This window comes from Kitasatospora sp. NPDC048239, from assembly GCF_043202015.1.
GTDB lineage: Bacteria > Actinomycetota > Actinomycetes > Streptomycetales > Streptomycetaceae > Kitasatospora.
In genome coordinates, this window is sequence record NZ_JBICZP010000004.1 from 360,765 (window position 1) to 383,961 (window position 23,197).

The 23,197-nt window shown below is 68.7% G+C and carries 23 protein-coding genes; all 23 read left to right on the forward strand.

The genetic code is table 11. The features are described from left to right. Nucleotides 1-53 precede the first annotated feature (53 nt). Nucleotides 54-500 (forward strand): hypothetical protein, encoded by a 447-nt coding sequence (locus ACGFZP_RS13195; RefSeq protein WP_392931657.1) that lies wholly within the window; start codon nt 54-56, stop codon nt 498-500. 34 nt (nt 501-534) lie between these two features. Further along, complete coding sequence (locus ACGFZP_RS13200) at nt 535-3,435, forward strand: hypothetical protein (RefSeq protein ID WP_392931659.1); 2,901 nt, start codon at nt 535-537, stop codon at nt 3,433-3,435. A 9-nt stretch (nt 3,436-3,444) separates the two neighbouring features. Beyond that, nucleotides 3,445-3,615 (forward strand): hypothetical protein, encoded by a 171-nt coding sequence (locus ACGFZP_RS13205; RefSeq protein WP_392931661.1) that lies wholly within the window; start codon nt 3,445-3,447, stop codon nt 3,613-3,615. Between the two features lie 58 nt (nt 3,616-3,673). Continuing rightward, entirely contained in the window at nt 3,674-4,141 is a 468-nt protein-coding gene (locus tag ACGFZP_RS13210) for a hypothetical protein (RefSeq protein WP_392931662.1), read from the forward strand. Nucleotide 4,142: 1 nt separating this feature from the next. Beyond that, the gene (locus ACGFZP_RS13215; RefSeq protein WP_392931664.1) at nt 4,143-4,598 is read left to right on the forward strand and encodes a hypothetical protein; all 456 of its coding nucleotides are present in this window, start codon (nt 4,143-4,145) and stop codon (nt 4,596-4,598) included. A gap of 3 nt (nt 4,599-4,601) precedes the next feature. Then, nucleotides 4,602-6,161 carry a hypothetical protein gene (locus ACGFZP_RS13220; protein ID WP_392931666.1) on the forward strand — a complete coding sequence of 520 codons (1,560 nt, stop codon included), beginning with the start codon at nt 4,602-4,604 and terminating at the stop codon, nt 6,159-6,161. Nucleotides 6,162-6,249: 88 nt separating this feature from the next. Further along, a complete protein-coding gene (locus ACGFZP_RS13225; protein ID WP_392931668.1) occupies nt 6,250-7,803 on the forward strand; it encodes a phage portal protein in 1,554 nt (517 codons plus the stop codon). Continuing rightward, nucleotides 7,796-8,797 carry a hypothetical protein gene (locus ACGFZP_RS13230; RefSeq protein ID WP_392931670.1) on the forward strand — a complete coding sequence of 334 codons (1,002 nt, stop codon included), beginning with the start codon at nt 7,796-7,798 and terminating at the stop codon, nt 8,795-8,797. Before ACGFZP_RS13225 ends, ACGFZP_RS13230 begins: the two co-directional genes overlap by 8 nt. Nucleotides 8,798-8,880: 83 nt before the next feature. Continuing rightward, on the forward strand, nt 8,881-9,597 hold the full coding sequence (locus ACGFZP_RS13235; RefSeq protein ID WP_392931671.1) for a phage scaffolding protein: 717 nt from the start codon (nt 8,881-8,883) through the stop codon (nt 9,595-9,597). Between the two features lie 130 nt (nt 9,598-9,727). Next, nucleotides 9,728-10,636 (forward strand): phage major capsid protein, encoded by a 909-nt coding sequence (locus tag ACGFZP_RS13240; protein ID WP_392931673.1) that lies wholly within the window; start codon nt 9,728-9,730, stop codon nt 10,634-10,636. Between the two features lie 63 nt (nt 10,637-10,699). Further along, complete coding sequence (locus ACGFZP_RS13245) at nt 10,700-11,143, forward strand: hypothetical protein (RefSeq protein WP_392931675.1); 444 nt, start codon at nt 10,700-10,702, stop codon at nt 11,141-11,143. Further along, nucleotides 11,140-11,475, forward strand: a complete 336-nt coding sequence (locus ACGFZP_RS13250) for a hypothetical protein (RefSeq protein ID WP_392931677.1) — start codon at nt 11,140-11,142, stop codon at nt 11,473-11,475. The genes ACGFZP_RS13245 and ACGFZP_RS13250 overlap by 4 nt, the downstream gene beginning before the upstream one ends. A 67-nt stretch (nt 11,476-11,542) precedes the next feature. Further along, on the forward strand, nt 11,543-11,902 hold the full coding sequence (locus ACGFZP_RS13255; protein ID WP_392931679.1) for an HK97 gp10 family phage protein: 360 nt from the start codon (nt 11,543-11,545) through the stop codon (nt 11,900-11,902). Continuing rightward, nucleotides 11,899-12,345, forward strand: coding sequence for a hypothetical protein (locus ACGFZP_RS13260; protein WP_392931680.1), 447 nt, complete (start codon nt 11,899-11,901; stop codon nt 12,343-12,345). Before ACGFZP_RS13255 ends, ACGFZP_RS13260 begins: the two co-directional genes overlap by 4 nt. Continuing rightward, a complete protein-coding gene (locus ACGFZP_RS13265; protein ID WP_392931681.1) occupies nt 12,342-12,569 on the forward strand; it encodes a hypothetical protein in 228 nt (75 codons plus the stop codon). The genes ACGFZP_RS13260 and ACGFZP_RS13265 overlap by 4 nt, the downstream gene beginning before the upstream one ends. Nucleotides 12,570-12,633: 64 nt before the next feature. Beyond that, nucleotides 12,634-13,200: a hypothetical protein gene (locus tag ACGFZP_RS13270; RefSeq protein WP_392931682.1), complete on the forward strand. Its 567-nt coding sequence runs from the start codon at nt 12,634-12,636 to the stop codon at nt 13,198-13,200. Nucleotides 13,201-13,266: 66 nt separating this feature from the next. Next, nucleotides 13,267-13,641 (forward strand): hypothetical protein, encoded by a 375-nt coding sequence (locus tag ACGFZP_RS13275; protein WP_392931683.1) that lies wholly within the window; start codon nt 13,267-13,269, stop codon nt 13,639-13,641. Nucleotides 13,642-13,685: 44 nt separating this feature from the next. Next, a complete protein-coding gene (locus ACGFZP_RS13280; protein ID WP_392931685.1) occupies nt 13,686-13,952 on the forward strand; it encodes a hypothetical protein in 267 nt (88 codons plus the stop codon). Nucleotides 13,953-13,969: 17 nt separating this feature from the next. Beyond that, a complete protein-coding gene (locus tag ACGFZP_RS13285) occupies nt 13,970-17,791 on the forward strand; it encodes a hypothetical protein (RefSeq protein WP_392931687.1) in 3,822 nt (1,273 codons plus the stop codon). Further along, the gene (locus tag ACGFZP_RS13290; RefSeq protein ID WP_392931689.1) at nt 17,791-19,008 is read left to right on the forward strand and encodes a hypothetical protein; all 1,218 of its coding nucleotides are present in this window, start codon (nt 17,791-17,793) and stop codon (nt 19,006-19,008) included. Before ACGFZP_RS13285 ends, ACGFZP_RS13290 begins: the two co-directional genes overlap by 1 nt. 4 nt (nt 19,009-19,012) lie before the next feature. Next, nucleotides 19,013-21,943, forward strand: a complete 2,931-nt coding sequence (locus ACGFZP_RS13295) for a hypothetical protein (protein ID WP_392931691.1) — start codon at nt 19,013-19,015, stop codon at nt 21,941-21,943. A gap of 3 nt (nt 21,944-21,946) precedes the next feature. Then, a complete protein-coding gene (locus ACGFZP_RS13300; protein WP_392931693.1) occupies nt 21,947-22,429 on the forward strand; it encodes a hypothetical protein in 483 nt (160 codons plus the stop codon). Then, nucleotides 22,429-23,193: a hypothetical protein gene (locus ACGFZP_RS13305; RefSeq protein WP_392931695.1), complete on the forward strand. Its 765-nt coding sequence runs from the start codon at nt 22,429-22,431 to the stop codon at nt 23,191-23,193. The genes ACGFZP_RS13300 and ACGFZP_RS13305 overlap by 1 nt, the downstream gene beginning before the upstream one ends. Nucleotides 23,194-23,197: the final 4 nt, after the last annotated feature.

The window sequence follows — 23,197 nt, forward strand, 5'->3', positions numbered from 1 at the left end:
GCAAGCGTAGTACCCGTCATGGCATCGATTATATCGAAAAGGAGAGTTGACCAATGGCCAACCTCGTATTCAATGTGGCACTTGGTCGGGTGGCTGCGTACGCCAGCCTGCCCGCCACGAACGACGCCCTCATCGCCGTCCCCATCGAAACCAGCGGCATCGTCTCCGACGCCACCATGCGCGACTACGACGACCTCTCCACCCTCCTCGCCGGCGCCAGCAACGAGCAGACCACCATGGGACGCAAGACGTTGGCCTCGGTCACCGTCACCGTCGACGACACCAACGACCGCGTCGCCGTCGACTGCGCCGACATCACCTGGACTGCCGCCACCGGCAACGCCGTCTCCGCCCTCGTCATCTGCTACGACCCGGACACCACCACCGGCACTGACTCCGACCTCGTGCCGCTGGTCAAGCTGGACTTCGCCCTGACCCCCGACGGCTCCGACGTCACCGCCACCGTCGCGGACTTCTACCGCTCCACCTCCGCAGCCTGACCGCCACCACTAACGGAGAGGGAGGGGGTGGCTGGTGGCCACCAGGTTCTGGCTGACCAACTCGGCCGCGCCCTACACGCCCACGACCCGTCGCGGGGCTTGGGATACAGCAAGCGGCGAGGACGTTCAGCTCCTCGGCCGCAAGCCGGCCGGGTCGGCGGGCACGTCCAGCATCAACGTCGGCTCCACTGCTGCGGACCGGGACGTCCTGCTGCACCGGTCCATCAGTGCGGGCGCCATCAAGGCGGGCACCATCAGTGGCACCGTGTCGTGGACGGTCGGAGTCCGCGAGTCCAACGTCGACCTCAACGGCTTCTGGCACCTTCACATCTACGCGACCAGCGGTGACTCGGACACGCCCCGCGGCACCCTGCTGGCCGACTACATCGGCAGCACGGAGTTCACCACCACCGCCACCGGCACCGCGATCAGCGGGCAGGCCGTCACGCCTGTCGCCATCCAGGTGGGGGACCGCCTGGTCGTCGAGATCGGCTACCGCGCCAACTCCCTGTCGACGACGTACAACGCGACGATCAACTATGGCAACACCGGCGGCACCGACCTCGGATCCGGCGACACCGCGGTCACAACCGAACCCGGGTGGGTGGAGTTTTCCGGGGCTGACGGCTTGTTCACGCCGAGCTTCTCGACGCTGACTGACACGTTCACCAGCAGCGTCGACTCCAAGTGGACGAAGACCACCAACGTCAGCTCCAGCGGCGGCCGGGCCCGGATCCCCTGCACGACCACCCTTGAGGACATGTACACCGCCACGGCGTACGAGATCCAGGGCTCCCAGGTCCGCTTCCAAGTCCCGACCGTCCCCAGCACGGGCGGCGGCTCCGGCGTGGCGTTCTCCGCCTACCTGTCCGCCGGCCCGACGATCAGCACGACGAACCTGGAGTTCGAGTACTCCCCCAACACCGGCAACCTCGTCCTCCGCAACAGCGTGGGCGGCACCGACGCCTCCCCCACCACCCTCACCTACAACTCGTCCACCCACGCCTGGTGGCGGTTCGCCGAATCCGGCGGCTCCATCACCATGGACACCAGCCCGGACGGCACCACCTGGACCACCCGCCGCACCATCTCCACACCCTCCCAATGGATGCGTCTGGGGACGCTGATCTTCTACGCGGAAGCGCAGCGATCTTCCGGCACCGCCGACAACGCTGAGATTGACAACCTCAACGCCGCCCAGACCATCAGCCTCGGCACCGCCACCGAGACCGACACAGCCCAGGCCATCGGCAGGGTCAAGACCCGTGCCTGTCCACAATCCACAGCCACCGAGACAGCCCTCTCCCCAACAGCCAAGACCAAGACACGGACGCTCAGCATCGCGGGCAGCACCGAGACCGCGCTCGCCCCGGCCCAGCCGTTCGCCAACCTCGTCGACGACTTCTCCGGCGCCATCGACGCCGGCCGCTGGCCCGCCAGCTACGGCACCTACGACACCAGCGCCGGGCACGGCAGGGTCGCCTGCGACACCGGATTCAACGGCCTACGCTCCGGCAGCCTCTACACCCTCACCGGCTCCCACGTGCAGGCCCGCATGTGGCCACCCATCTCCGCCGGCGCCAGCACCGCCACGGCGACGCTTCTCGTCGAGACGAGCACATCCGGCACCGACGGCGGGTTCCTGATTGACTCCGCTGCCGGAGCCATGGGCTTCTACCTCCGCACCGGCTTCTCAGACCCTGGCGCCGTGTTCCTCTCCTACGACCCGACCGGCCACGCCTGGCTGCGCCTGCGCGAGGACGCGGGCACCCTGTACTGGGAGACGAGCCCCGACGGGTCCACATGGACTGTGAGGCGCAGCGAGACCACGCCCGGGTGGGCGTCCGCCACCGACCTGTCCCTCCTCGTCGAGTCCCACCGCGATGCTGGCTCCTCCACCTGGACTGAGCTCGACAACGTCAACATCCTCCCGGCCCGAGTCATCCCTGTCGGGACGGCACAGGAGGCCGCTACCGCGCAGACGGTGACGGCATGTAAGACACTCGTTCTGGGCACGGCGGGCGAGACCGGGTCAGCCCAGTCTGTCGGCCGGAGGAAGTCGCTCACGTCCGGACCCGCCGCGTCTGTCGAGTCGGCGTTGTCCCCAGCCAGGCTCAAGGCTCGGGCCGTCACCGCCGCTGCTGAATCCGGCGCCGCCCAGTCGGTCCAGCGCCGCAAGACCGCGGCGCTCACCCCCGCCGCCAGCAGCGAGCAGGCACTCGCCATCTCCACCGGCCGGCTCGTCCCCGTCGGCTACGCCACCGAGACCAGCACCGCCCCAGCCCCGGGTCGGCTGAAGCGCACACCCATCACGCCAGCTGGCAGCACCGCGACCGCGCTCGCCCCGGCCCGCCACAAGACCATCACCCTCACGGCCGCGGCATCCGTCGATATTGCCATCACAGTCGCCCGGGGCTTCATCATCCCGCTCGGCACCGCAGGCGAGACCGCCCTCGCACTCTCGCCCACCCGCGTCAAGACCCGCGCCCTCAGCCGCGCCACCACCCTCGACCTGGCCGTGGCCGTCACCGTCGCCGGCCAGCACACCACCCACGGCCTGCGACTCACCGGCGGCCCCACCGCCCGGTGGACCGTCCACGGCACCACCACCGCCTGGGCCTGCACTGGAAGGACGATCCCTGTGGACGCGCTCTCCACCGAGTACTACGAAGTCGGTGTCACCTGGGACCGCGGCATCCCGACCGGGTACGGCGTCGAGATGGCCATTGTCCCTGTCGGTCACGAACCCGCGGCTGGCGACTGGCATGCCGCCGCGTGGGACACCGCCAGCAGCGGAACCGGCACGGTCGCGAAGCTGCTGGTCGGCCCGGCGGGCGTTGTTGTCCCGGTGCCGGGCCGGTACAGGGCATGGGTGCGGGTCGCGGCCACCCCGGAGCTGCCCGTGATGGACACCGCTCCGTTCGACATCGCCTGAGGAGGAACCGTGGCAAAACGCGCAGGCCGCACCGGCTTCAAGAGCAACGCCCAGTGGCGGCTCTTCTTCGCCAGCCCCCGGCTCCGCCGCTACGCACACCAGAAAGCCCACGCCACGCCCGGCGGCGCCGTCACCCGGTACCGCCGCCTGCCCGCGCGCAAGGGCGTCCGCAAGCGCTGACCGTTCGCAGCCTCTGTCGGCCCCCGGGCGATCATCCAGATCGACCCGAGGAGGAACCGTGCCCGGAGGAACCACCCGCTACGAAAGGGTGCAGATTGCCGACCGTCGCGCCCGCATGATCCAAGCCCGCATCGACGGCCGGAGCTTCGACGACATCGCAGCCGACCCCGGCTTCGGCTACAGCTCCAGCGACCACGCCCGCAAGGACTTCACCCGGGCCCGACGGGCTGCCAAGGAAGCCGAGCAGGAGATGGTCGATCTGTGGGTCGACCAGCACGTCGACCGGCTGGAGTACTACCTGACCCGGCTCTCTCCCCGCATCGACCGGGGCGAGCCGCGGGCGATCGAAGTGGCAGTGATGGTGTGCAAGGAGATCGCCAAGGTTCAGGGCCTCTACGCCCCGACTCGCGCGGAGGTGACGATCGAGCAGGCGCCGTCCGCGACGGATCTGGAACTCCGCGACATGATCAACGAGGCGAAGGCCAGGCAAGCCGCCGAAGAGGCCCAGCTCCGGGGCGGCGCCTGAGATGGCCGTGACCCGATACACCTTCGACTCCCTCGTCCCGTCCTGGCTCGCCGAGGACCCCGGCTACATCGCCGCGCTCGGCGAGCACCTCGTCGCCCGCGTCGAGCTGCAGGGCTGGAAGGTCGTCGCCGGCCCGGCCGTCATGCCCGCCGACGGCTGCGAGGCCCGAATCCCTGTTGGCACCGTCCTTCTGCGCGCCGAGGTGTGCGTGGAGGAGTTCGACATCGACCTCGCCGACGGCCAGGCGGGCGGTCCCTGGATGGTCGTCCAGAGCACCGACGCCGAGGTTCACGCCTACCCGCTCGACGACCTCATCGTGCACGACCTCCACGACGCATGCCCATGCGGGCCCCGGCAGCGCACCGAGCAGTCCGCGGACGGATCGCAGATGTGGGTCGTCACGCACCACTCCCTCGACGGCCGCGAGCGGCATGAGGCCAGCGACAGCGGGGAGTAGCCCGTGACGGACCTGGCGGCCGGTGTCGTCGACTCCTACCTCGCCGGGGTCACCGGCGAGGGCTTCGACCTGCACCGGTACCTGGCCCGCACCGTGCCCGACGCGCGGATGCTCGACGACCCGGAAGGCCGGCGCGCGCTCACCCGGCTTGACCCCGCCCTGTTCGCGATCGTCTACCTGCGCGACCACATCAAGGACGCCGAGGGCCAGGTCACCTTCAGCGACGCGCACCTGGACTGGTGCCGCGCCGGCCGTCGCTGGATCCGCACGCCGACGATGCCGGCGGAGCAGCGGGACGCCTACGTGGCACCCCGCGAGACCGGCAAGAGCACGTGGTGGTTTCTGCTGCTGCCGATGTGGGCCGCGGCGCATGGCTGGGTGAAGTTCACCGCGGCGTTCTCCGCCAGCGCGGCGCAGGCTGAGGCCCACCTGTCGACGTTCAAGCAGGAGATCGACAACAACGACAAGCTGCGGTCCGACTTCCCGGAACTGTGCAACCCCGCAAAGCGGCCGAACGGCGGGAACGTCGCCGACACGCAGCGCATGTACATCGCCGAGAACGGGTTCGCCTTCGCAGCCCGCGGCATGGACTCCTCCAGCCTGGGCCTCAAGGTGCGCAATCACAGGCCGGACCTCCTGCTCCTCGACGACGTCGAACCGGACGAGTCCTCCTACTCCCCCGACCAGGCCCGGAAGAGGCTCACCACCCTGCGGGACGCGGTCCTGCCCCTCAACGTCTACGCAAGGGTGGTCCTCGTCGGCACGGTCACCATGCCCGGCAGCATCGTCCACCAGCTCGTCAAGCACGGCCAAGGGGTGGAGACCGCGGAGTGGATTGCCGACGAGGGCTTCGCGACGCACCACAGCCTGCCGATCATCCGCCGTGACGACGGCACCGAGCGCAGCATGTGGCCGGCGAAGTGGCCACTGAGCTACCTGAAGAAGATCGAACACACCCGCAGCTTCGCCAAGAACTACGCCAACGATCCGCTCGGCGCCGACGGTGACTACTGGTGCGCCGACGACTTCCGCTACCCCGAGGACGGCCCCGACCCGGTCACGCACATGGTCCTCTCCATCGACCCCGCGGTCACCGCGAAGGCCACCAGCGACTACACCGGCCTCGCCGTCGTGTCCTGGTCCGCGCAGACCCGCCGCTGCACCGTCCACGCGGCGATCCCGGTCCGGATCCCGCCCGGCGCGAAGCTGCGGGAACGGGTGCTGGCCCTGCTGGACGAGTACCCGGAGGTCGGGCTGATCCTGCTGGAAGTGAACCAGGGTCACGGCACCTGGGACGCGATCTTTCACCACATGCCCGTCAAGGTGAAGACCGTCAGCCAATCCGAGCACAAGACAGTCCGCGCGGCGCGGGCCCTCAACCACTACCAGCGGGGCCGCGTCCTCCACGGCCGGACCCTGCGCGACCTGGAGGAGCAGATGGTGGGGTTCCCCCGGGCCCCGCACGACGACCTCGTCGACGCCGTCGGAAGCGCGGTCACCCGGTTCCTCGACACCACCAAACGTGCTGTGCCGACCGCGACCAGCCACACCTACACCCACTGACCGGCCGTTCACAGCCCGCCCGGACCCCGGACCTACGGTGATCGCGACCTGAGGAGGGGACGCGGTGACCGCAAGCGACGACCTGTGGATGGGCCTGGAGGCGCTGCGCGAGGCCAGGCCGGCGTACGTCGAGGCCGCCGCGTACTACGACGACGAGGTGCCGGAGGTGTTCGCCTCGGCCCGGGTCCGACGGGCGATCGCCCGTACCGGCATGGACCACGGCAAGCCGTACATCGCCATGGTCGTCGACGCCGTGGTCGACCGCATGAAGCTCGCCGCCATCACCAGCCCCGACCAGGATCAAGCCGAGGCGCTGCAGCGGATCTGGGACAGCAACAGATTGCGCCGCGAGGCCATGAAGGTCCACAAGTGGCAGGCCGAGTACGGCGATGCCTACCTGATCGTGCTGCCTCGCACCGACGACGCCAGCACTGTGACTGGCGTCGACGAATACGCCAACGACCCGCTGACCGTCCGCATGATCTACAGCGCCGAGAACCCTCGCGAGAAGGCATACGCGGTCAAGCGGTGGTGCGAAACCGTCGACACCGACCGGCAGATCCACCGAGCCGAGCTGTACTACAACGACCGCGTCGAACGCTGGACCACCAAGGCCGACTCGGCGGGAAATGCCCGTGCGGACTGGGAGCCGTGGCTGCCCTCGGCGGTCACAACCGAGGACGGCGAGACGGTCGAGCCGGACGACGACGCGTGGATCATCGAGCACAACTACGGCGAAATCCCGGTCTTCCACTTCCGCAACTCCGAACCCTACGGCGTCCCCGAGCACCGACGCGGCTACGGTGCCCAGGACACCATCAACAAGCTCGACGCCACCCACATGGGCGGCATCGACTACCAGGGCGTACCACAGCGATACGCCCTCACCGACGCAGCGAACGCCGACACGGGCGATTTCGAACCCGCAGACTTCGGCGACGACCTCTTCCCCCCAGACCCCGCAGCCGGCCCGTCCGACAGCGGTGACGACTCGTCCCTCAAGTCCGGCCCGGGCGAGGTATGGCTGCTGCGGGGGTTCCGGCAGGTCGGCCAGTTCGACCCTGCCGAGCCCGCCGTGTTCTACGACCCGCTTGAGTTCAATGTGCGCAGCATCGGAGTACTGACCACCACGCCGCTCCACCTGCTCGACCCGACCAGCGAGCAGCCGTCCGGCCGATCCGTTCGTGCGCAGGACGCCCCGTTCGTCGAGAAAATCAAGGACCGGCAGGAAGGCGCCACCGACTCCTGGCAGGACTCCCAAGGCTTCGCCCTGCACCTCGTCGGATTCGCCGACCCTGTGGTCGACGTGCGCTGGCACGCCGCCGAAACCGTCGACGACAAGGACAGCTGGGACACCGCCAAGGTCAAGTCCGAACTCGGCGTACCCCACCGACAACTCCTCGTCGAAGCCGGATACAGCGACGACCAGGTCGAAGCGTGGCTGGAGTCCCCGACCGACGACGCCGCAGAGCTGACCCGGCGTCTCGCTGACCTGTCCAGCCTCGCCGACACCGTCCAGAAACTCGGCGCGGCCGTCACCCTCGGCGCGATCGACCAGGCCCAAGTGCAGGACCTCATCGGTCCCGTAGTCGACGCCATGACCGGTCGCCCCGTTGTGCCGCCGGAGCCGACCGGTGACTAGCCCCACCGATCTGGCCCGTCTCATCCAGGACCAGCAGATCGGCGAGGCCCGGAACTTGGAAGAAGCCACAGTCCGGCAGGCAGTCGGCAACGCCGACGACCTCCTCGTCGAAGCACTGCGGCTCACCCTCACCGAGTGGATCGGCGAGTTCGGCTCGGCCACAAGCAGCGGGGACGGTGATGCTCTCACCCGAATCCTTGCCGCAGTCGGCGAGCGGATCCGCACGGCGCTGGCGGGGCTTGGTGCCCGCGCACGCCGGGCCGCCGGCAGCTCGCTGCCCCACGCCGTCGCGCTCGGCGCCAAACACGCCCGCCAACTCGTACGTGCCGCCGGCCAGCGGGTGTCGTCCACGGCCGGCTCCGGTGCGCGGCTACCGCGGGCGCTCACCGACCAGGCCCGCGGCATCGGTGACGCCGTCTCGGAGCAACTCCGGCGCGCCAAGCAACTCCTCGCAGCCAACCCGGAGCGGTTCTCCAGCCTGGCGACCGTCCTACAGGTTGCCCGATCCGCAGTGTCCAGGGTTCGGGCGTTGCTCGCATGGCTGGTGCATACGGCCGTCAACGCGGGTACGGCTGCGGTCGCCGACGGCATGAGTGTGGGCCGGCTGTGGGTGTCGGAGCAGGATGCGTGCCTACGGTGCACGGCCTACTCCGGGCGCACTATCAGGCCGGGCGGGGAGTTCCCAGGCGGCTTGTCGTTCGACCCTCAACAACGTGCAGCAGAGGCGCCCCCGGTTTCGGGCCCTCCTCTGCACCCTCACTGCCGGTGCCGCGCAGTGCCGTGGTCTGCATCATGGGGCACTGGCCTGCCGAACCTGCTGCGCCACCAAGCCGAGCGGGCCGTCGCCGAGGGCTGGGCGCTGCCGTCGGAGTCCGGCGTAGCCCGGGTGCGTGCCGCACGCGCGCTCCTCAACTCTGGCGTGTCGCTACCGCCGCGGGTTGCTGAGCGGGCCCACCGCGCAGTGCGCACCGGCCGTTTCGACCGGGCCGCGTGATCACAGTCCGTCCCGGGCCCGCGGCTACGGTCGCAGTCAGTCATGTAAACCCCCGTGATGGGAGACACCCTGTGGACGCTCCGGTGATCGGACCCTCCAGCACCGCGATCAGCCTGCCCCCGTGGACCCTGCTCGGCCACCGCGCCGACGGCCGCCCGATCTACAACGTGGCCGGCGGCTCCGAGGAAGACAACGGCACGGACATCGAAGTCGACGACGACACCGCCGCCGACGAGACCGCGGACGACGAGACCTCTGACGACGGCAGCCAGGACGACGGCGAGAAGCCGAAGCCGAGGCCGCCCGCGGACAGCAAGGCCGACCCGGTGCTGGAGAAGCTGCAGGCCGAACACGCTCGCACCGTCGCGGCGTTGAGGAAGGCCAACGAGGAGGCCAAGAGGAACCGACTCGCCCTCAAGCAGCTCGAAGCGAAGGGCCGCGAGAACGAGGGCGACCACGAGCGTGCGATCCGCGAGGCCACCGAGGCGGCGGAAAGCCAGTGGAAGCCCCGCATCATCAACCAGGCCGCGCGTGCGGCACTCGCGGAGGCCGGCGTTGCCGGTGGCCCGTCCCGGGTCCTCAAGCTCCTCGACACCGATTCCCTCAGCGTGGACGACGACGGTGACGTGATCGGTCTCGACAGCGAGATCGACCGGCTGAGGACCGACTACCCCGAGCTGTTCGCGCGCCCCGAGCCCGCCAAGCCGAAGGCCAGGCCGACCGCCGCACCGAGGCAGGCCGCCCCAGAGAAGCCCAAGAGCTCCTGGGACCAGCACGCCGCGCGTTTGCGGGGCAACTGACCCGCCCACCTAGCGTGATCACGTGCCCGGTCGGAGATCGACCCGGCGCGTGAACGTCCGCCCGAGGCGCCCGTGATGGGGCCCGAGCCCACCGTCTTCTCAGCCCCATCACCGCCCCAGGAGGGCACCCGTGGCACGCAACACCCTCGAAGCGTGGATTCCCGAGGAGTGGGACTCCAAGGTCATCCAGCGCATCAACCAGGTCTCCGCGGTCGAGTCGCTCGCGGCCCGCACCCCCATGTCGACCGACACCCGGCACGTCCCGCGCTCCGCGGGCATGGGCGTCGACGTCGTCGATAAGGGCGGCACGTACGGCGAGGACGCGAGTTCCAACGACGAAGTGGTCCTCAGCGTCAAGAAGTTCGGCAAGGTCGTGCGCCTGGCCGAGGAGGATGTCGACGACTCCGTCGCCAACGTCATCGCCACCAAGATGACCGACTGGGGCACCTCGTACGCGAAGATCCTCGACAACTCGTGCCTCGCCGTCACCGCTGCGGCCGGCACTGGCATCCCGTTCACCAGCCTGTACTACCTGCTGTCCCAGACGGACAGCAACCTCGGTTACACGGCGAGCAGCAACATCACTGTCGCCGCGACCGCCGGGAACGCGACCTACCTGGAGTACTCGACCGCGCTCGGCAACGTGGAGGCCGGCGACTACTTCGATCCGTCGACGACCGTCGCGATCGCCCACCCCGCGTTCCGGAAGTACCTGCGCGGCGTTCTCGACACCACCAACGAGCCGATCTTCGTGCAGGGCCTCGCCGGCACCCCGGACACCATCTTCGGCGTGCAGATCCACTGGTCGCTCGGTGCCCGCACCTCCGCCACCGCAACCAGCGCGCCCACCGGCCGCCCGATCATGGCGTTCGTCCGCACGGACATGATGCTCCTCGGTGTCCGCTCCGGCCCCGAGTCCGTCGTCATCGACGGCCGGGACGGACTCAGCGCCCTGACCGACGAGTCCATCCTCAAGATGCGGGCTCGCCGCGGCTGGGCGTACGGCCACCCGGCGGCCGCGTCCATCCTCGTCGGCTGACACCGCCCCTCTTCGCCCGTGCCGCCCGTCCCCCGGGTGGCGCGGGCCCAGCCGGAGGCTGCGATGACCATTCAGGCGTGGACCGACACCGATACGGTGCTCGCCGTCACTGGCGCCGAGGCCACGGACGTCCAGGTCCTGACCGCGCAGGCGGCGATCGAAGTCATGACCGGCCGCACGTACGCCGACACGGCCAGGATCCGCCCCCGGGACCTGTACTGGCTCGGCCGGGCTGTGGCCTACCAGGCGGTGTGGGCGGCGCAGCAGGCCGGCCTGGAGTCGCGGATGGATCTCACCTCGTCCACGCAGGACGGCATCTCGGCGAACCTCACGGCCGACGCCGTGGTGCTGGCTCCGATGGCCGCCCGCGCGATCAACCGCCTCTCGTGGCGACGCTCCAGGACCATTCACATCCGTTCTCCGTTCGTCGACGGCAGTAGCAACTACGGCATCAACCCGCTGACGGACGGCTCGGATGACGACATGACTTGGAGTCCGCTGCGGTGATCGCCACCACCACCGTGACGGTCCTGCGCGGAACCTCCAGTGATCCGTATAACGATGATGTTGATCTGCCCGTCGAAGCCGGCGCTGACGCCCAGACCCGCATCCCCGCCAGCCTGATCGAAGGCTCCCGCACCATCACGACACCGAACAACCCGACGCCCCGGGTCGTGCGGTACGCCGTCGCCCGCGTCCGACCCGGCACCGACGTCACCGAGGAAGACCGGCTGCGGGACGACCGGACCGGCCGCATCTACGAGATCACCGCAGTCACCCAACCCAGCGCGGTCGGGTTCACACCGATGCTCCGCCTGGACCTCAAGCTCATCAACTGAAGCGGCCGTGAGCCCGGGGAGACCGGGCGGCCACCCAACCCCGACGATCCGGAGAGGACGGCGGACCATGTCGATACGTCTCGACCCGAGCGCCGACGCCCATCTGGACGTCGAGCTGCACCGCGTCATGGTGCACCTCGGACAGGACATGGCCGCCGCAGCGCAGGGACTGGCGCGGGTGAATACGGGCCGCCTCAAGCAGTCGATCCTCTCGGAGGTCGACGGGCTGACGATGCGGGTGTCCACCGACGTCGACTACTGGCGGTACGTCGAGTACGGAACCGGCCCGCACATCATCCGGCCGAAGACCGCGAAGGCCTTGTACTGGGAGGGCGCCGACCATCCCGTCGCCCAGGTCAACCACCCCGGCACGCCCGCGTTCCCGTTCCTGCGGCCGGCCCTGCTGCAGCAGTGGGCACTGCGATGACCACGATCCTGCGGGCCACCACCGAGCTCGTCACCGTCGCGTGGCTGCACGACGTGGTCGGCGACATCGTCGCCACCACCCTCCCCCGCGACAACTCGACGTGGGCGGCATCCGGGTTCGTCACCGTCGCCACCATCGGCGGCAGTGCGGACCCGTACGTGCCGATGCGCTCCCCCGTCGTCTCCGTGGACTGCTGGGCCGTTGCCCCTTCGTCGGGCCGGCCGCCGTGGAACAAGGCGTCGGTGCTGGCCGAGCGGATCCAGGCGGCGTGCTGGGACCACCCCGGCACCCCGCGGCTGCTGACCCTGCCCGGCAACTACCCGCAGGCCCGCGTGCTGTCCGCGTACTCGACGTACGAGCCGCGGCGGGTGCCGGACGACGAAGCGTCGTACGCCCGCATCAATCTCGGCCTGTCCGTGAACTGGGTCGAGGTGACGCCATGACCGCCGAGCGGTGGGCGCTGCAGGGGGAGACCAGCCGGGATCTCCTAACGTGGCGCGGCCGAGTCCTCGTCCACAACCACCGGGGCGAACTGGAGTTCCTCATCACCGGTGCCCGCGCCGTTCCGTGCCCTCGGAACATCCCCGACGAGCAGACCATCCCGCTCTCCTGCCACCCGCAGTTCGCCCATCACCGCTTCCCGCTTCGTCGGGAGGACTACCGATGACCCGTCACACCAGGGGCCCCTCCACCCCGCACGCCGCCCACACCGTGTCCTGGAGGACTGACCCATGGCAGTGACCACCGCCAACCTGCTGCTCGGCCCCGCCACCCTCTACCAGGGGGCGTTCGGCGCAGCGGAGCCGGCCGACACCAACGTCGCGATCAACGCCACCCCAGCCGCATCCGCATGGACGGACATGGGCGGCACGATGGACGGCGTCAAACTGACGATCGACCAGACGTACACCGCACTGGAAGTCGACCAGATCGTCGACCGCGCAGGCAGCCGCTTGACGAAGCGGGACATGAGCATCGAAACGTCGTTGGCGGAGGCGACGTTGGAGAACCTCAGCGTCCTGATGAACGGCGGCACCGCCGCGTCCGGCGCGGGCTACAAGACCCTGGAGCCGAACTTCGCGTCCAGCGCGACGCAGCCGAACTACACCGCGCTGCTCTTCGACGGCTGGGGAGCCAACTCCTACCGACGCAGGGTCATCGTCCGCAAGGTGCTGAACACCGAGTCCGTCGAGGTGGCCTACACCAAGGACAAGCAGACCGTACTCAAGGCCAAGTTCAGCGCGCACTACGTCACTTCCGTGATCGCGCCACTGCACATCGCCGAGGCCACGTCCTAGCAACCCCAAGCGGCGGCGGCCGACGCCGCCCCACCAAGCCCTCCACCCCATCCCTGGAGCACACCGATGGCAACCCGCACCCCAACCAAGCGCCCGACCAAGGCCCCGGTGACCGCCGAGTCGGCGCCGTTCGAACCGGTTCGCATCGGCCGCAAGGCCAGGCCGACCGACGACGGCATCGTCCTCTTCTACCTCGACGACCAGCCCTACCGGATCCCCGCACGGATCAGCCAGGGCATGACGCTGGAGTACCTGCGCCTCGCCCGCACCCTCGGCGAGTCCGCGGCCGCACAGCGGATCCTCGAACGACTCCTCGGGCCCGAGGCATACGAGGCGCTGGAGCAGTCCGACGACGTCCGCGAGGAGGAGATGGATCAGATCCTGCGAGCCGTCACCCACCACATCGCCGGCCCGGAGGACTCGGGAAAAGACCAGGCCTGACCTGGTCGAGGCCGATCGGCGAGCTGCTGGAGCGGGCGGGCTGGATGGTCGACCACGTAGACGACTTGGAGGCCGACTTCCAGGCCCACTACGGGCTGGACCAAGCGGAGCTGGACGGCCCCAGGTGGGTGCGGCTGGCGCAGCGAGTCGCCGCGTACGGCGGAGTGATGGCCCGGCGGATCGAAGAGCAGAGAGACGCGGGCCAGCCAATGCAGCAGCCTCCCGCCAACAGTGGCGAGCGGGAGATGGACCTGACCGAACTCAGGCTGGCTCACCCAGGGCTGGTGAGCGTGACACGAGTGGCCGATTAGGGAGGAGGTGAGCGGCAGTGGCGTTCAGAGTCGCCGAAGGCTATGTCGAAGTGTCGATGGACAAGTCGAAGTACGAGGCTGACAAGCGGCGTCTGCTCGGCGACAAGCTGGACATCGAGGCGCTCGTCAAGCTCAGCGACACCACCGCGAAGGCGCAGCTCTCTCGTCTCGCTCGCCCTCTTACCGTGCAGCTCAAGGCCCAGCTCGATGACACCGTTGCCAAAGCCCAGCTGGCCGAGCTCGGCAACCGGCTCAAGGTGCGGGTGCAACCCGAACTGGACACCGGCACCTACCTCGCTCAACTGTCAAAGCTGACCCGTGACCAGGTCGTTCGCATCACTGCGGTCCTTGACGCCACCAACTACCTCACCCAGCTCGCCCGAATCACCCGCGACCAGGTCGTCCACATCCGTGCCCAGATGCAGGCCGACCAGTACCTCAACCAATTGTCGCGTCTCACACGTGACCAGCGGATCGAGATCCGTTCCCAGCTCATAGCGGGTGACACGCGTGCCCGCCTCGACGCGCTGACCCGTAACCGCAGGATCAGGGTCGACGTCGACGCCGACGGGCTGTCAGGACTGTCGGGGCTGCTGTCCCGGATTGGTGGGAGCAGCGGGGGCGCTGCCGGCGGGATCGGCATGCTGGGCAGCCGGATCGGCATGCTCATCGGCGCGGCACTCACCGCACTGCCGACGCTGGCCAGCCTGGGGCAGGCAATAGTCGCGATGGGCCCGGCGGCAGCCGCCGCGGCGCCGGCAATCGCCTCCCTGGGGGCGATCCTCGGCACGCTCAAGGTCGGCCTCGGCGGCCTCGGCGGGGCGTTCAAAGCCGCATTCGCCCCAGCCGGCGGCGGCGGGGGTGGAGGTGGCGGGGGCGCCGCCGAGATGGCCAAGGCCATCCGGGGCGCCGAGCGTCAGGTCGCGGACGCCAAGCAGAACGTCGCGCAGGCCACAGAGGAAGCCGCCCGACGCGTCGCCAAGGCCAACAGGGATGTCGGTGACGCCGAACAGGCCCTCGCGAACACCCGGCAACAGGCCGCCGACCGCTCCGCCAAGGCCCTGCGAGACGTCGAGACGGCCGAACGCCGCCTCACCGACGCACAGGCCAAGGCACTGCGCGCGCAACAGGACCTGGACGCTGCCCGCCGCCAGGCCGCGCAGGATCTGGAAGACCTCGCCAACCGAGTGGCGGATGGCCGGCTACAGGAACGTGAAGACGTCATTCAGGTCGCCGATGCCGAGGCGGCGCTTGCCAGCGTCAAGCGTGAGGGCTCCGGCGCCACCGCAGACCAGATAGAGCGCGCCCAACTCGCGTACGACCAGGCCGTGCAGTCGCTGCAGGAGCAGCGGCTGGAAAACAGTCGGCTCGCGGATGAGCAGCGGCAGGCCGCCGCGGCCGGAGTTGAGGGCAGTGACGGTGTCCGGTCTGCGCAGGAGCAGGTGACGCAGGCCACGCAGGACACCACTGATGCAACGCAGGAGCTCGGCGACGCGCAGACCGAGGCTGCTCGCACACAGCAGGAGAACCAGCAGGACATCGCCCGGTCGGAGCGTGATCTCGCGGATGCCCGGCAGGCCGCTGTCGATGCGGCGGTGGAGGGCAATCAGCGGATCGCCAAGGCCCAGGAGGAGCTGGCCAGGGCACAGGAGGAGCTGGCCGACGCTCAGACGAAGCAGACTGCTGCGGGTGCTGCCGGGGCAAACGCGTACGCGGATGCGATGGCCAAGCTGGCGCCGAGCGCGCGGGAGTTCGTCGAGGCCGTCAAGGCCCTGGCGCCGGCGTGGAACGCGCTCAAGCTGGACGTGCAGCAGCAGCTGTTCGAGGGGTTCGGCGCCAAGCTCACTTCAGTGGCTCATCAGGTCCTGCCTGACCTGCGGGCCGGGATGGTGGGTACCGCCGGGGTACTGAACCAGATGGGCCTCAATGCGCTGGACGCGGTTGACAAGCTCAGCAAGATCGGCGCCCTGAAGGCCGCGTTCGCCAGCGTCAACGAGGGCTTGAAGCCGCTGCAGAAGGCCCCGGGCGACCTGATCAGCATGTTCACGACGCTGACGGCGGCGGCGGGTCCCGCGTTTCAGAGGATTACGTCGGCGATCGGAGAGACTGCGACCGCATTCTCGACGCGCCTTAACGAGGCGTTCAAGTCGGGACGTCTCACTGAGGCGATCAATCAGGCGATGGAGGTCGCGAAGCAGTTCGGCAAGTTGATCTTCGACATCGGCGGCACAGTCGGGAACATCCTCAAGGCAGCCGGAGCCGCAGGCGGGGACGCGCTCGGTGCTCTTGGCGCGGCGTTCGCAGAGCTGCGGCGGATCACCGGTTCGCCGGAGATGCAAGCCGGACTCACCTCACTCTTCCGCATCCTGAACCAGATCGCAGGGACCGTGGTGCCGCTCCTGGGGCAGGCCCTGATGGCACTCGGCCCGGTAGTCCAGGCGTTGGAACCCGGCTTCAACGCACTTCTCCGTGCGCTCGGGCCGGCGCTTTCGTCGATCACCAGCGCGCTTGGTCCGGTGCTGACGGCAGCGGCTCAGGCCGTGTCCGCGCTTGCTGTCGCTCTCGCCCCTGTGATCACGTTGCTCGGCCAGCTGATCGCCGCGGCGTTGCCGATCCTCACCCCGATGATCAACGCGCTGACGCTGGCCATCCAGGGGCTCGCGCCGATCTTCGCGCAGATCGCCAGCACCGTCGGCTCCGCCCTCCTGCCGATCTTTACCGCGCTGGTCACACAGGTGATGCCGCCACTCATGGCGGTCTTCACTGAGATCATCACTGCGGTGCTGCCAGTTTTCGCGCAGCTCCTGACTGCACTGCAGCCCGCGATCAACGAGCTGTCGACCGCGTTGCTCTCCGTGGTGACCGCACTGGCCCCGCTCCTCGTCGCTCTCGCCCAGCTGATCGGCCCGCTCCTCGGTGCCCTGATGCCCGTGCTCCTGCCGATCATCCAGACGATCGGTCAGCTTGCGTCGATCCTGGCGGGTGAGCTGGCCGCGTACATCCAGAACATCGTGGTCCCCGCCATCCACGTGATCACAGCCTTGCTGCAGGGCGACTTCCACGGCGCCTTCGAGAGCGCCAAGGAGCTCGTCAAGGGAATGATCAACGAGGCAATCAGGCTGTTCATCGAGCTGCCCGGCAAGATCTTCGACGCGATCATCAGCCTCGACCAGAAGCTCATCGAAGTGTTCGGCCGGGCGATCCGCGCGGGCGTCAACTGGCTCCGCGATCACCGCTCCGACATCACCGACTTTTTCAGCGACCTGCCCGGCCACATCCTCGACGCCATCGGCGACCTCGGCAGCCTGCTCCTCAACGCAGGCAAGCAGGTCATCAGCGGCCTGATCGACGGCATCAAGTCAAAGATCAGCGGCCTGACCAACTTGCTCGGCAGCATCACCGACATGATCCCCATCAAGAAGGGGCCCCCAGAGAGGGACGCCAAGCTGCTGCGCCCCGCTGGTGGCCTACTGATGGACGGCCTTATGTCGGGCATCTCCGGACGCGTGCCCGCCCTCCAGTCCCTCCTCCAGGGCATCACCACGCAGATCGGCGGCACCTCTCTCGGAGTCCTCACCGGCCCTCAGATCTCTGCCTCCACGCAGGCTCTGGCCCCCGCAGGATTCTCCGCCCCGCAGGCCGGCGGTGTCGCCGCACCCGCGGCAGCGCCCGCCGTGCCCTCAGTCCAGACTCCGGCTGGGAGCATCACCATCCAGAACATCAACATCACTGGATCCTTCGACATGTCGTCGGCCGCTGACCGGCGTCGCGTCGCCGACGCCCTCGTCATCGAGATCAAGGACGCGCTGCGCGACTACGACCGAGGAAGGGCCCGCTGATGGCCGACACCTGGGGCACCCTGCAGCTCGGCCGCACCCAGCTCCGGGAGACGTTCACTGTCACCGAGACCGCGGGCGACATGCGCACCCTCGACCTGGACGGCCAGGAATCCACGCCGCCCCTCACCAGGCCGGTGTTGGTCGCCCGGCACGACAACATCCTCTCCCTGGACCAGGGCAGCGTCGTAGCGGTGACCTGGACGGACAAGCCGGAACGCAACGGCTACTACGCGGTGAAGGGGAGCAGCGCAGCGCTGCGGGAGTACGTCAACGACGTCGTCACCTCCACCTGGAAAGCCAGCCTCGAACGCCTCGGTGCAGTCGGCGAGATCGACCTGCAGAGCAGGCTCACCGGCGTGGTCCGCGCGAACGACTTCGCCCTCACCGGCGAAACCTGGCACGCCCCGCCCATCGGCCACACCACCTACTACACCGGCGCCACCAGCCCCTCCACCATGACCCGCACCGGCGCCGACGGGACCATGACCGTCTACCGCGGCATCCCCACCGGCGCGAGCCCCCGCTGGGGATGCGACCCCACCGCCTACCTCACCGGCCGGGTCCGCATCAACGACACCGTCGCCGCGTCCGGCGCCGGCTTCGAGATCGAGGGCACCGCCCAGCCCCTCCCCGCCGGTGGCTGGACCCTGGGCAACGCCCTCGTCAACGTGACCCCCACCGCGTCGGCCGGCGTGATCGACGTGCAGTCCTACACGGGCGGCGCCTGGCACTCCAAGCAGTGGAACATCACAGTCGGCGGCGCCAACGTCGCCGCTTGGGACACCGCAACGATCCTTCGCAACGACCCCGAGCAGTGCATCCTGCGTCTGACCGCGCCCCGCTCCCCCGGCCGGGCAACCCTCGACCTCACCCTGCGCCGCGGGTCCCGCATCGTCGAGGGCTACCTGCAGTCCGGCTCCTCATCCACGCTCGCCGTGTACCTGCGCACCTCGGAGACCAACACCAGCGTCGCAGCGTCCGGGTACGTCGTCGCGACCGGCAATGACAGTGACGGGAACCGGGCTGCGGCCGGGTCGGCGCGCAGCTTCAGCGCGCACGCCAACCTCGGAGTCAGCAAGACCTCCACTGCGACGCTCGACTTCTGGCTCGGGATCGTCGCGGGCGGAGGATCCGCAGTCGCGGGGGACGCCGCAACCGACCTCCGGAATCAGTACATCGGCGCCCTCGCCGAGAGCACCTACGTAGTGAGGCGCTGATCCGATGCCGGTAACTGATGTCCTCACCGCACTCGGCCGCTGGCAGATCGACCTCAAGCCGGCCACACCCCGCGATGTCCTCGACGCCCTCGTCGAGTTCGGGCACGTGGCGATCGTGCCCGGCCGGGTCGACGTCCGCACCGCGGGCGACAACCTCCTGGCCGCGGCCAAGTACGTCGGCGTGGTGCGCACCAAGACCTTGGCGGACGACGGCCGCACGAAGGCGGTCGGTGACAAGGTCACCGTCGGCGGCGTCGGCATGGCCGCCTGGTTGGGTGATGAGGACGACAAGGGCAGCGTGCTGGAGAACAGCACGCCCTTCGCGTCCGCGTCGTTCGCCAACACGATCCGCGGCCTGCTGCCGGCCTCCGGGGCCGTCACGGAGGGCACCCTCTACTCGGTCGCGGGCACGTACACCGGCACCCACCAGTGGGAGACCCCCCGCAGGGCCATCCAGTACGTGTGCACCACCATGTCTACTACGTCCGTGCCCGTCAGCTGGCGGGTGAACGGGACCGGCACCCTCGACGCGGGCCCGGAGAGCAACCTGTTCACCACGGTTCCGGAGTGCGCGATCGTGCGGCGCGGCGCCGGCCAGGACATGAGCCTGCGCGCGCTGCCCGGCCAGCTCAACTACCAGGAGGATCTGGACGATTTCACGACACGCGTGATCCTTCTCGCGCAGGGCGAGGGCGCTTCGATCTCGACCGGCTCGGCGGACATCAACCCGGCATTCAACCCGTACAAGGACATCCACGGGAACACGGTCAGGCTCACGCGGATGGTGTCCGAGTCCGGCACCTCGCAGAGCAACGCGTCGGTTCGGGCCCAGCTGGCCCTGTCGCAGTTCGTCAGCCCGCAACGAGGACTGACCCTCTCCACCCTCGACTACGACATCGACGGCAGCTTCAGCCCGGGCGACTACGTGTGGGCGTACGACCCCGACAAAGGGCTGCTCGACACGTCGAACGAGATCACGTTTCGCGGGCAGCGCCTGAACCCGCTCAAGCTCCAGGTCACCGAGGCCACTTGGCCCGTGATTGACGGACACACTGTCGCCTACCGGGCCGCGGACGGCACGTGGACCGACCTCACCGACTATGTGGCGTGGGAGCAGCAAGGCGCCACCACCGTCGTGGTCGGGGACTTCGCCCGCCAGCTCGCCAACTCCAGCACGGAACCGGTCGGTTCTCGGCCGACCGCGGACACGTCGATCCCCGGCGTGCCGGTCTTCGTCACCCCGTTCAGCGGGGCCGCGTACCTGGACAACCGGGGTTTCACCCGCAGCAGGGTGATCGTCTCGTGGAACGCCCCCAACAACACCGACGGCTCCACCGTGCTGGACGGCGACCACTTCGAGATCCGGTACGCCGTCGACACCGACCTCATCTACCCCGCGACCTGGGCGCAGCTGTCCGTCGTCCGCTGGCAGGACCTGCAGCAGTGGAGGCAGCCGTTCGCCGCCCCCACCGGGCAGTGGGAGATCGTCTACGTCGCGTGGGGCACCGGCTCGGTGCAGCTGCAGGACCTGTCTCCCGGCATCGGGTACGACGTTCAGATCCGTGCGGTCGACAAGGCCGGCAACGCGGGCGCCTGGTCGTCGACAACAACGTTCACCGCCACCTCCGACAACATCCCGCCCAGCACGCCAGCCGCTCCATCGGTCGCTGGGTCCAGGATCGCACTGCAGGTCACGCACACGCTGGGCAAGGCCACGGGCGGCACCTACAACCTCGAATCGGACCTCCACCACCTGGAGGTCCATGTCGAGTACGAGCCCAACTTCACACCGAGCACGACGACCCTCAAGGGCAAGGTCTCCGCGACCTCCGGCATGATCCAAGCGCAGATCCCCGTCGTCACGACCGTCTCGGTCGAGGAGGTCTCCACCCGCTACGTCCGGGTCGTGGCGGTCGACATCGCAGGAAACAAGAGCGCACCGTCAACCGCGGCGAGCGCCACGGCCCTCCTCATCGACGACGCCCACATCTCCGACCTGACCGTCACCAAAGTCACCGCCGGCACAATCACAGCAGACTGGATCGTCGGCGCCCGCATCAAGACCGCCGACACCGGTGCCCGAGTCGAGCTCAGCGCGAGCGGCATCAGCACCTACAACGCCGGAGGCACCCGCACTCTCTACGCCGAGGCGGCTACCGGCAACATCACCATCGTCGGTGAACTCGCCACCGCCAGCTCAGGCCGCCGCATCGTCGTCAACCCGAGCAACAGCGGCGAGGCCGTCATCCGGCTCTACAACGTCGACGGCACTGACTTCGGCTACATCAATGCCTGGGGAACCGGCTCAATGGCCAACATCGGCATGCAGTCCGGCACCCACACAAACGGACGCGTCAGCCTGATGAAACTCGCCGAGGACCGCGTCGACTTCGGCCGATATTCGGCAGACGGATTCACCAGATACGTCTGGGAAATCATGGACGACAACGGTTGGGCCGCAGGCTACGAAGGCGGCAGCTACGTCGCCTCGACCGTAGATGCCGCATCACTCCACCACGACACCACCGCAGCGGCGATCGGCGCCTACTCCAACCAGATTTACGGCAACGCGGGTACCGGCTACGGATACTTCAACGGCGACAGCGTCGGCTGGTCCAGCGGAGTCACGAACGGGTATTGGTTTCACGCCTCAGCAGACGCACGAGCCACCCTGTACGGCCGACTGCAATTCGGGGCTGTGTCATCCAGCCAGGGCCTCATCTTCGACAAAATCGATTTCACCTCCGGAGCCGGCGGACACTCAATCACCTACGGCCCGACCATGGCCACCACCTGCCTCCCGCTCGCAACCTACTACGACGGGAACGGAACCCTCTGCCGCTGGCAGGTCACCGCTTTCTCGGCCACCGGATTCACGCTTTCCACCGAATTTGCCACTGGCCCAACCAGCATCGCCTACATGACATTCAGGTAAACCATGGACGTATTCGCCATCACCGAGACCTACCAGGCAACAAGCAGCACGGGCGGCACCTTCTGGGTCGTGGTCACGACCAGCCAGGCCGGGGAACGGCACCAGCACGCCTTCCCGACCGACACCTTGCTGTGGCGCGCCGCCGAATACGGCATCGACCCGGACGACACCGAGACCCTCCTCGACATAATCCTCCACGAGCCGCACATCACCCCCGCAGAAGCACTGGCCGAACCTGTGACCCTCGCTGCGGCCAGGACGACGGGCGAGGCCAAAACCGCGCACTTGGCCCGCATCGCCGCGGTCAAGGCTCGGCGCCGCATCACAGGAATCAAGGCCCCGGCGGGCAAGAGCACACCTGACCCGCTCGCGCCGATCCGCAGTCACCAGCACGCCCCCGGACGGCTAGCTGAGATCCAGGCCATGCTGGCCGGCACCGTCCCGGCTCACGGCCACATGCCCCCCGCCGCACCGAGGAGAGTCTGATGTCGACGACCACGCCCCGCCTCGGCCTGTACAAGCCCGCCTCTGACGGGTCTGAGCTGGTCAACGTCGTGACGGACCTGCTCAACAACCTGGACAAGCTCGACCTCAACGCCAACTACCGGGACTGCACCAGCAGCACCAGGCCGAGCAGTGTGTGGGCGGGCCTGTGCATCCGTGAGTCCGACACCGGGCGCCTCTACGTCTCCAACGGCAGCGCACCCGCCTCCGGCTCGTGGAAGCAAATCCCGGCCGAGGGCGCCAGCTTCCTCGTCGGCCTTACCCTCGGCTCCACCCTGTCCGTCACGGGCGCCGTCACCCTGAACTCGACTCTCAGCGTGTCAGGCAACATCACTGCCAGCGGCACCATCAGCAGCCTGACCAGCAACATTGCGGAGGACACCACCACCCGCACCACCACCAGCACCAGCCTGACCACCGTGGCTGGGTCGATGACGTGCACGCTCACGGTCCCACCGTCCGGCAAGGTCCGGGTCACCCTTGTGACGCTGCAGCGCAACAGCTCGACCGGCAACACTTTCAGTTCGTTCCGCGCGGTCGGCACCGCTGGCGGCACCGCGTTCACGGAGACCCTGACCGGTGCCATCGGCGTCACCGGCACGAACAACGCCACCGGCACCATTGTCCGCCGCATCACCGGCCTCACCCCGGGTGACACTCTGACCGTGACGCCGTATCACATGGTCAACTCGGGTACCGGCACGTATGACTACCGCTACATCATGATCGAAGCCCTCGGCGTATAGGAGC

What these genes read in the sequence shown, in the direction of transcription:
- ACGFZP_RS13195 (WP_392931657.1), top strand. Translation starts at nt 54, where the DNA reads ATGGCCAACCTCGTATTCAATGTGGCACTTGGTCGGGTGGCTGCGTAC.
- ACGFZP_RS13215 (WP_392931664.1), top strand. Translation starts at nt 4,143, where the DNA reads ATGGCCGTGACCCGATACACCTTCGACTCCCTCGTCCCGTCCTGGCTC.
- ACGFZP_RS13225 (WP_392931668.1), top strand. Translation starts at nt 6,250, where the DNA reads ATGGGCCTGGAGGCGCTGCGCGAGGCCAGGCCGGCGTACGTCGAGGCC.
- ACGFZP_RS13245 (WP_392931675.1), top strand. Translation starts at nt 10,700, where the DNA reads ATGACCATTCAGGCGTGGACCGACACCGATACGGTGCTCGCCGTCACT.
- ACGFZP_RS13255 (WP_392931679.1), top strand. Translation starts at nt 11,543, where the DNA reads ATGTCGATACGTCTCGACCCGAGCGCCGACGCCCATCTGGACGTCGAG.
- ACGFZP_RS13260 (WP_392931680.1), top strand. Translation starts at nt 11,899, where the DNA reads ATGACCACGATCCTGCGGGCCACCACCGAGCTCGTCACCGTCGCGTGG.
- ACGFZP_RS13265 (WP_392931681.1), top strand. Translation starts at nt 12,342, where the DNA reads ATGACCGCCGAGCGGTGGGCGCTGCAGGGGGAGACCAGCCGGGATCTC.
- ACGFZP_RS13270 (WP_392931682.1), top strand. Translation starts at nt 12,634, where the DNA reads ATGGCAGTGACCACCGCCAACCTGCTGCTCGGCCCCGCCACCCTCTAC.
- ACGFZP_RS13275 (WP_392931683.1), top strand. Translation starts at nt 13,267, where the DNA reads ATGGCAACCCGCACCCCAACCAAGCGCCCGACCAAGGCCCCGGTGACC.
- ACGFZP_RS13280 (WP_392931685.1), top strand. Translation starts at nt 13,686, where the DNA reads ATGGTCGACCACGTAGACGACTTGGAGGCCGACTTCCAGGCCCACTAC.
- ACGFZP_RS13290 (WP_392931689.1), top strand. Translation starts at nt 17,791, where the DNA reads ATGGCCGACACCTGGGGCACCCTGCAGCTCGGCCGCACCCAGCTCCGG.
- ACGFZP_RS13295 (WP_392931691.1), top strand. Translation starts at nt 19,013, where the DNA reads ATGCCGGTAACTGATGTCCTCACCGCACTCGGCCGCTGGCAGATCGAC.
- ACGFZP_RS13300 (WP_392931693.1), top strand. Translation starts at nt 21,947, where the DNA reads ATGGACGTATTCGCCATCACCGAGACCTACCAGGCAACAAGCAGCACG.
- ACGFZP_RS13305 (WP_392931695.1), top strand. Translation starts at nt 22,429, where the DNA reads ATGTCGACGACCACGCCCCGCCTCGGCCTGTACAAGCCCGCCTCTGAC.